The sequence below is a fragment of the Aeromicrobium sp. PFPM2_SD2 genome, assembly GCF_057364525.1.
Genome location: NZ_JBNFNZ010000058.1, coordinates 1 through 8,448, shown reverse-complemented (window position 1 = coordinate 8,448; position 8,448 = coordinate 1). Strand labels below are relative to the sequence as shown.

Sequence of the window (8,448 nt, the reverse complement as noted above, 5' to 3'; positions counted from 1 at the left end):
CTGCCGCAGGTCGCCGAGGCGTTCGGGTCCGGGCGTGTGCGGCTCGCGCACGTCCGCGAGCTCTCCTTCGCGCTCAAGCACGTCGGCCGCGACGTCGTCGTCGACGCCCAGCCCTGGCTGCTCGAGGTGGCCGAGCGCTGCGAGCCGGCCGAGCTGCGCCGCGTGGTGAAGGCCCTGCGCGAGGCGGTCTACCCCGACGAGCTCGACGAGGCCTGGGTCCGCGGCATGGAGCGCCAGGACGTCCGGCTGTCGCCGGTGCCCGAGGGGTGGCACCTGACGGGCTTCCTCGGCACCGAGACCGGGCCAAGCTCGACGTCGTGCTGCGCTCGCTCTCGGCCCCGCAGGGCGCCGACGACGACCGGACGACGGCCGAGCGCCGGGTCGACGGGCTCGACGAGCTGCTGACCGGCGTCCTCGAGCACGGGCTCCCGCAGGACCGCGGCGTCCGCCCGCACCTCACCGTCACCGCCGACCACGACACGCTGGCCCACGCCGCCGGCACGTCCGAGGCGCCCGGCACGCACCCGGGCCACCTGCACGGCTTCGGCTCGATCGGCAAGGAGCTGCTCGGCCTGCTGCTCTGCGGCTCGGACGCCACCGCGGTGCTCACCGACCGCCAGCACGCCGTGCTGGACGTGGGGCCGACCGTCCGGCTCGCCACCGCTGCGCAGCGCAAGGCGGTGAACGCCCGCCAGGGTGGCGAGTGCGCCGCCCCGCACTGCTCGGCTCCGGTCGTGCACGTGCACCACGTCGTCTGGCACAGCAAGGGCGGTCCGACCGACCTGGCGAACCTGATCGGCCTGTGCCCGCGCTGCCACCCGCTCGTCCACCGCGGCCTGCTGCACGTCGACCCGGTCGACCACCGCTTCACCGTCGGGTCCGGTGCGCCGGTGCTCGCCCGCCCGAGCCGCTACCTGCAGGCTCGCCGGGCCCGCGAGCGCGTCCGCCACCGACGTCCCGAGCCCTGGCTCAGCGGCTGAGATCACGCTCCGCCGACGGGCTCCAGGAACTCGAGCCGGTTGCCGAACGGGTCCGGCGCGTAGAAGCGGTCGTGCCCCGGGAACTCTCCGTCCCACGTCACCTCGACGCCGGCCGCACCGAGCCGGTCGGCCAGCGTGCGCAGACCGCTGACCAGGATCCCCGGGTGCGCCTTGCGGGCCGGTGCGAAGTCCTGCTCGACCCCAAGATGCACCTCGAGCCCGCCGCCGCGGAACCAGCATCCGCCCCGCGCCGCCAGCACCGGCGGCTTCTCCACCTCGTCCATGCCGAGGGCGCCGCCCCAGAAGGCGCGACACGCGTCCTCGCCGCTCGGCGGGATCGCGAGCTGGACGTGGTGGAGGCGCGCGAGCGTGAAGCTGGTCGAGGTCATGGACGGCATCGTTGCGCAGCACCGGATCATCGAATTCACGCTCAATCAAGTTGAGGGGAATGGACTCAACTTCGCTACGGTTGATCTCAGTGAGACCGAACCTCACCGAGGAGCACGCATGGACCTTTCCACCTTCACGACGCGCTCCCAGCAGGCGCTGGGAGCCGCGATCTCGGCCGCCGCCGCTGCGGGCAACCCCGCCGTGGAGCCGGCCCACGTCCTCGCCGCCCTGCTCGAGCAGGAAGGCGGCACCGCCGCCCCGCTCGTCCAGGCCGCCGGTGCGGACCCGCGCGCCGTCGCGCAGCAGCTCGCCACCGAGCTGGCGCTCCCTGCCGTCGGGCGTCCGGCGCCAGCGTCCAGACGCCCGGCCTGGCCCGCGCCACCCACGAGGTGCTGCAGCGCGCCACCGACCTGGCCAAGCAGCTCGGTGACGAGTTCGTCTCCACCGAGCACCTGGTCGTCGGCATCGCCACCGTCCAGTCCGCCGCCCGCACCGTGCTGGAGCGCGCCGGCCTCACCGCCGAGTCGCTGCAGGCCGCGTTCGAGGCCGTCCGCGGCAGCGCCCGCGTCACCAGCGCGGACGCCGAGGACACCTACCAGTCGCTGGAGAAGTACGGCGTCGACCTGACCGCCGCCGCCCGCGAGGGCAAGCTCGACCCGGTCATCGGCCGCGACAGCGAGATCCGCCGCGTCGTGCAGGTGCTCAGCCGCCGCACGAAGAACAACCCGGTGCTCATCGGCGAGCCCGGTGTCGGCAAGACCGCCGTCGTCGAGGGCCTGGCCCAGCGCATCGTCGCCGGGGACGTCCCGAGTCGCTGCGCGGTCGCCGGCTCATCTCGCTCGATCTGGGTGCCATGGTCGCCGGCGCGAAGTACCGCGGCGAGTTCGAGGAGCGGCTCAAGGCCGTCCTGGCCGAGATCAAGCAGTCCGAGGGCCAGGTCATCACCTTCATCGACGAGCTGCACACGGTCGTCGGCGCGGGTGCGTCCGGCGACGGCTCGATGGACGCGGGCAACATGCTCAAGCCGATGCTGGCCCGCGGCGAGCTGCGCATGATCGGTGCCACCACGCTCGACGAGTACCGCGAGAACATCGAGAAGGACCCGGCCCTGGAGCGCCGGTTCCAGCAGGTCTACGTCGCGAGCCGTCCGTCGAGGACACCATCGCCATCCTGCGCGGCCTCAAGGAGCGCTACGAGGCGCACCACAAGGTCGCCATCGCCGACTCCGCGCTCGTCGCGGCGGCCACGCTGTCGCACCGCTACATCCCGGGCCGCCAGCTGCCGGACAAGGCGATCGACCTGGTCGACGAGGCCGGCAGCCGCCTGCGCATGGAGATCGACTCCAGCCCGGTCGAGATCGACGAGCTCCGCCGCGCGGTCGACCGGCTGAAGATGGAGGAGCTGCACCTCTCCACCGAGGAGGACGAGGCGTCCAAGGAGCGGCTGGAGAAGCTGCGCGTCGAGCTGGCCGACAAGCAGGAGAACCTGCGGGCGCTGGAGCAGCGCTGGGAGTCCGAGAAGCAGCAGCTCAACGCCGTCGGCGAGATCAAGGAGCGCATCGACGAGGTGCGCGTCGCCGCCGAGAAGGCGCAGCGCGAGGGCGACATGGCCACCGCCAGCCGTCTGCTCTACTCCGAGATCCCGCAGATGGAGAAGCAGCTGGAGCAGGCGCAGGCCGCCGAGCGCAGCAACGACGACCTCATGGTGCGCGAGGAGGTCGGGTCCGACGAGATCGCCGAGGTGGTCGCGTCCTGGACCGGCATCCCGACCGGGCGCCTGCTCGAGGGCGAGAGCGGCAAGCTGCTGCGCATGGAGGACGAGATCGGCCGCCGGCTGATCGGCCAGAAGGCCGCCGTCACCGCCGTCTCGGACGCCGTGCGCCGCTCGCGGGCCGGCATCTCCGACCCGGACCGTCCGACCGGCTCGTTCCTGTTCCTCGGCCCCACCGGCGTCGGCAAGACCGAGCTGGCCAAGGCGCTCGCGGACTTCCTGTTCGACGACGAGCGGGCGATCGTCCGCATCGACATGAGCGAGTACAGCGAGAAGCACGCCGTCTCGCGGCTGGTCGGCGCGCCTCCGGGCTACGTCGGCTACGACGAGGGCGGCCAGCTCACCGAGGCCGTGCGGCGTCGTCCGTACTCCGTCGTGCTGCTGGACGAGGTCGAGAAGGCCCACCCCGAGGTCTTCGACATCCTGCTGCAGGTGCTCGACGACGGACGCCTCACCGACGGCCAGGGCCGCACGGTCGACTTCCGCAACACGATCATCATCCTGACGTCGAACCTCGGCTCGTCGTTCCTGGTCGACCCGGCCCTGGACGACAAGGCCAAGCGCGACGCGGTCATGGACGTCGTGCGGGTCTCGTTCAAGCCGGAGTTCCTCAACCGCCTCGACGAGGTCGTCATGTTCGACCCGCTGGGCACCGAGGAGCTGACCCGCATCGTCGACCTGCAGATCGACGCGCTGGCGCACCGGCTCACCAACCGGCGCATCACGCTCGAGGTCACCGACGCGGCCAAGGAGTGGCTCGCGCTCACCGGCTGGGACCCGGCCTACGGCGCCCGTCCGCTGCGCCGCCTGGTGCAGCAGGCGATCGGCGACCGGCTCGCCCGGGCCCTGCTGGCCGGTGACGTCCGCGACGGCCAGACCGTCAAGGTCGACCGGACGCCGGACGCCGACGAGCTCAGCGTCACCCCGGCCTGACCGGACGACGACGGCCCCTCCCCGATACCCGCGGGGAGGGGCCGTTCCGCGTCCAAGGCCACCCGGACCGGCGTGCCCTCGGCCATGGCACGCGTGATCGCGGCCACCCCGGCGGGGCCGTGGTTACGCGCCCGTAGGATGGGCCACCACTGGTCGGGAGAGCGAAAGGGAGGGCCTTCGTGCGCATCGCCCTGCTCTCCTACCGCAGCAAGGAGCACGGCGGCGGCCAGGGCGTCTACGTCCGGCACCTCGCGAAGGGCCTGGCCGACCTCGGCCACGACGTCGAGCTGCTGAGCGGTCCGCCGTACCCCGAGACGCTCGACCCGCGGGTCACGCTCACCGAGCTGCCGAGCCTGGACCTGTACCGCGAGCCCGACCCGTTCCGCACCCCGCGGCTGAGCGAGTTCACCAGCTGGATCGACGTCCTGGAGTACCTGCTCACCAAGACCGGACGCTTCTCCGAGCCGCTCACGTTCAGCCTGCGCGTCGCCCGCCACCTGCGGAGGCACCCGGACGTCGACGTCGTCCACGACAACCAGGGCCTCGGCTACGGCATGCTCGCGATCCAGCGCCGCCTGCCGCTGGTGACGACGATCCACCACCCGATCACCCGCGACCTGCGCGTCGAGCTGGCCTCCGCGAGTGGCTTCAAGCAGCGCTTCGGCCTGCGCCGGTTCTACTCCTTCCTGCCCATGCAGAAGCGCGTCGCCCGCCGGCTGAAGGTCGTCCTGGGGGTCTCCGGCGTCTCGGCCGACGACACCGCCGCCGACTTCCGCATGAGCCGCTCGCGCATCACCGTCGTCCCGCTCGGCGTCGACACCGACCTGTACGCGCCGTCCGCCGCCGAGCGGCGCGTCCCCGGCCGGTCGTCGCCGTCGCGAGCGCCGACAAGCCACTCAAGGGCGTCCCGGTGCTGATCGAGGCGCTGGCCAAGCTCCGCACCGAGCGCCCGGACGTCCACCTCGAGCTCGTCTGCCGGCTCGAGCCCGGTGGCGAGAGCGAGCGGCGCATCGCCGAGCTCGGCCTCGAGGACGTCGTCCGCACCGTCAGCGGGGTCAGCGACGCCGAGATCGCCGCCCTGCTCGCGTCGGCCGAGGTCATGGCCGTGCCGTCGATGTACGAGGGGTTCTCGCTGCCCACCGTCGAGGCGCTCTCGTGCGGCACCCCGGTGGTGGCCAGCGACGCCGGCGCCCTGCCCGAGGTGGTCGGCCGCGACGGCGACGCCGGCGTGCTCGTCCCGCCCGGCGACGTCGACGCGCTCGTCGCCGCGCTGGGCCGGCTGCTGGACGACCCGCAGGAGCGCGCCCGCATGGGTGCCGCCGGACGGGCGCGAGCCCTGGCCCGGTTTCAGCTGGACCGCCGTCGCGCGCGCGCGACGGTCGAGACGTACGAGGCGGCCATCGGGCTGCACCAGGAGGAGACCCGTGCTCACCGTTGACTTCGACCGCCTCGGCGTCGGCCCCGGCACCCGCTTCATCGACGTCGGTGCCGGCGCGGGCCGCCACTCCTACGAGGCGCTGCGCCGCGGCGCGGACGTCGTCGCGTTCGACCTGGACGCCGAGGAGCTCAAGGGCGTCGAGGAGATGTTCGGCGCGCTCGAGGTCGCCGGCGAGGTGCCGGCGACCGGCACCGCCGTCGTGCAGCCCGGCACGATCCTCGACATGCCGTACGCGGACGCATCGTTCGACGTCGTCCTGGCCTCGGAGATCCTCGAGCACGTCCCCGAGGACGACCAGGCGATCAGCGAGCTCGTGCGCATCCTGCGCCCGGGCGGCGTCCTGGCCGTCACGGTGCCGCGCTGGCTGCCCGAGCGGATCTGCTGGGCGCTCTCGGACGAGTACCACGCCAACGAGGGCGGCCACATCCGCATCTACAAGGCCGACGAGCTGCGGGCCAAGGTGCGTGACGCCGGCATGGTGCCCACGTTCCAGCACCACGCGCACGCGCTGCACTCGCCGTACTGGTGGCTCAAGTGCGCGGTCGGCGTGAACCGCGAGGACAGCCGGCTCGTGCAGGCGTACCACCGTCTGCTCGTGTGGGACATGATGAAGGCGCCCAAGGCGACCCGTCTGGCCGAGAAGGCGCTCGACCCGCTCGTCGGCAAGAGCGTCGCCCTGTACTTCCGGAAGCCCGCCTGAGCATGCCCCTGCCCGAGGTGCCCGGCGTCCTGACCGCGGAGCAGTGCGCCGCCAGTGGTGACTGGATCGCCTCGGTCCAGCTGCCCAGCGGGGCGATCCCGTGGTTCCCGGGCGGCCACGTCGACCCGTGGGACCACGTCCAGGCCGCCATGGGCCTGACCGTCACCGGCCACCTCGAGGAGGCGGCCCGGGCGTACGACTGGCTCGCGGCGACCCAGGCCGACGACGGCACGTGGGCGGCCAAGTACGTCGACGGCGCGGTCGTCGAGGACCACGTGGACGCCAACTTCTGCGCGTACGTCGCGGTCGGGGCCCTGCACCACCACCGGGTCACCGGCGACGACGCCGTGCTCGCCCGCACCTGGCCGGTCGTCCGTGCCGCCCTCGACGCCGTCCTGACCCTGCAGGCCGACGACGGCACGGTCCGCTGGGCCCGCTCGGCCGACGGCAGCGTCGCCGACGAGTCGCTGCTGACCGGCAACGCGTCCATCCACATGAGCCTGCGCTGCGCGATCGCGCTGGCGGCCGTCGTCGGCGCGACGTGCCGGCCTGGCGGGACGCCGCCGCGCGCCTGCGCCACGCCCTCGACGAGCACCCCGAGCGGTTCTCGCCGCGCGGGCGCCACGCGATGGACTGGTACTACCCGGTGCTCGGCGGCGCGCTGCGCCCCGACGACGCCAGCGTCCTGCTCGACAAGCGGTGGGACGAGTTCGTCGTCGACGGCCTGGGCATCCGCTGCGTCCACGACCACCCGTGGGTCACCGGCGCCGAGACGTGCGAGCTCGTGCTGGCCCTGGACGCCGCCGGCCGCGGTGACGACGCCCGGACGATGCTCGCCGCGATGCAGCACCTGCGCGACGACGACGGCTCGTACTGGACCGGGCTCGTCTACGCCGACGGCAAGCGCTGGCCGGTCGAGACGTCCACGTGGACCGCGGCCACCGTGCTGCTGGCCGCCGACGCGCTGAGCCGCACCACCGGTGCGAACGGACTGTTCCGCGGCGAGGGCCTCGCCGCTCCCGCCCCCGGCGAGGGACTCGCCGCCGCTCACCCCGAGGAGACCTGCTCGTGCCTGGCCTCGTGACCTTCCCGACCGACCTCGCCGGCCTCGTCGCCCGCGTCAAGGGCTTCATGCCCGAGGACGAGGGCCTGGCGCTGCACGCCGCCGCCCAGCGGTACGTCCGCGGCGGCGTCGCCGTCGAGATCGGCTCCTACTGCGGCAAGTCGACCGTCTACCTGGGCCACGGCGCCCGGCAGTTCGGCGGCACCGTGGTGACGGTCGACCACCACCGCGGCTCCGAGGAGCACCAGGTCGGCTGGGAGTACCACGACACCGAGCTCGTCGGCGCCGACGGACGCTTCGACACCCTCCCGCTGCTGCGCCGCACCCTGGCCGACGCCGACCTCGAGGACGTCGTGACGCCGGTCGTCGGACGCTCCGTCGACGTCGCCCGCTGGTGGCGCACGCCGCTCGACCTCGTCTTCGTCGACGGGGGCCACACCGACGAGCACGCGCAGAACGACCTGCACGGCTGGGCGCCGTGGGTGAAGGTCGGCGGGGCACTCGTCATTCACGACGTCTTCCCCGACCCCGCGGACGGCGGCCAGGCCCCGTACCGCATCTACCGCGAGGCGCTGGACTCCGGCGAGTTCACCGAGGCGTCGGTGACCGGCTCGCTGCGCGTGCTGGAGCGCACGCAGGAGCCGGCGCTTGCCCGGCCATGATGGGATGAACCGGTGAACGCCAAGCCCCTGCCCCGTCCGCCGAAGGTCACCGTCGCCTGCCTGTTCATCGGCCTGACCTGCGCGTTCATGCTGCTGCAGTTCATCTCCGCGCTGTCGCAGTGGGGCTCGATCGAGCTGCAGGAGCAGGTCGCCGAGGGCCTGGACGCCGTGCCCGGCGGCAGCGACATCAGCGTCGACACCGCGCTGGGCTGGTTGCGGCTGCTGGTCAACGGCCTGGCCGTGCTCGCGGCGGCCGGCATCGTGCTGGCGGTCTACGCCGCGCGCGGGCACCAGGTGTCGCGGGTCCTGCTGACGGTGCTCGCCGTGCTGCTCGCGCTGGTGTTCGTGGGCAGCGGCGTGCTCGGCCTGCTGCCCGCCGCCTTCGCGCTCGGCTGCGCGTTCTACCTGTGGTCCGCGGAGGCCCGCACGTTCTACGACGCCCGCAACGGGCGCGCCGTCGTGGACCTGCAGCCCCGGCGTCCCGACCCCGTTCGCGCCGACCGGTGCCGCCG

Annotated in this window: 7 protein-coding genes and 3 pseudogenes; 9 read left to right on the top strand and 1 reads right to left on the bottom strand. The window is 73.3% G+C overall.

Annotated features, from left to right (window positions below; translation table 11 throughout):
- Both AC2W7G_RS05010 and AC2W7G_RS05005 read left to right on the top strand, forming a co-directional pair.
- Nucleotides 1-405: pseudogene (locus AC2W7G_RS05010) on the top strand (hypothetical protein); the annotation flags it as partial.
- Nucleotides 318-980, top strand: coding sequence for an HNH endonuclease (locus AC2W7G_RS05005; RefSeq protein ID WP_485867467.1), 663 nt, complete (start codon nt 318-320; stop codon nt 978-980). The pseudogene AC2W7G_RS05010 and the gene AC2W7G_RS05005, both read left to right, overlap by 88 nt.
- Nucleotides 981-982: 2 nt before the next feature.
- Here the strand turns inward: AC2W7G_RS05005 and AC2W7G_RS05000 are convergent, their stop codons facing one another.
- Nucleotides 983-1,369 carry a VOC family protein gene (locus AC2W7G_RS05000; protein ID WP_485867466.1) on the bottom strand — a complete coding sequence of 129 codons (387 nt, stop codon included), beginning with the start codon at nt 1,367-1,369 and terminating at the stop codon, nt 983-985.
- Nucleotides 1,370-1,487: 118 nt separating this feature from the next.
- On the opposite strand from AC2W7G_RS05000, the pseudogene clpB reads away from it, so the two are divergent.
- The 7 genes and pseudogenes from clpB to AC2W7G_RS04965 all read left to right on the top strand — a co-directional run.
- Nucleotides 1,488-4,073, top strand: a pseudogene (clpB, locus tag AC2W7G_RS04995) (ATP-dependent chaperone ClpB).
- 179 nt (nt 4,074-4,252) lie between these two features.
- Nucleotides 4,253-4,990: a glycosyltransferase family 4 protein gene (locus AC2W7G_RS04990; RefSeq protein ID WP_485867465.1), complete on the top strand. Its 738-nt coding sequence runs from the start codon at nt 4,253-4,255 to the stop codon at nt 4,988-4,990.
- Nucleotides 4,885-5,511, top strand: a pseudogene (locus AC2W7G_RS04985) (glycosyltransferase); the annotation flags it as partial. The gene AC2W7G_RS04990 and the pseudogene AC2W7G_RS04985, both read left to right, overlap by 106 nt.
- Nucleotides 5,498-6,211 (top strand): class I SAM-dependent methyltransferase, encoded by a 714-nt coding sequence (locus AC2W7G_RS04980; protein WP_485867464.1) that lies wholly within the window; start codon nt 5,498-5,500, stop codon nt 6,209-6,211. The pseudogene AC2W7G_RS04985 and the gene AC2W7G_RS04980, both read left to right, overlap by 14 nt.
- A gap of 541 nt (nt 6,212-6,752) precedes the next feature.
- Nucleotides 6,753-7,295 carry a hypothetical protein gene (locus tag AC2W7G_RS04975; RefSeq protein WP_485867463.1) on the top strand — a complete coding sequence of 181 codons (543 nt, stop codon included), beginning with the start codon at nt 6,753-6,755 and terminating at the stop codon, nt 7,293-7,295.
- Entirely contained in the window at nt 7,280-7,936 is a 657-nt protein-coding gene (locus AC2W7G_RS04970) for a class I SAM-dependent methyltransferase (RefSeq protein ID WP_485867462.1), read from the top strand. The genes AC2W7G_RS04975 and AC2W7G_RS04970 overlap by 16 nt, the downstream gene beginning before the upstream one ends.
- A 12-nt stretch (nt 7,937-7,948) precedes the next feature.
- Nucleotides 7,949-8,448 (top strand): hypothetical protein (locus AC2W7G_RS04965; RefSeq protein ID WP_485867461.1); only part of this gene is annotated, 500 nt, incomplete at its 3' end.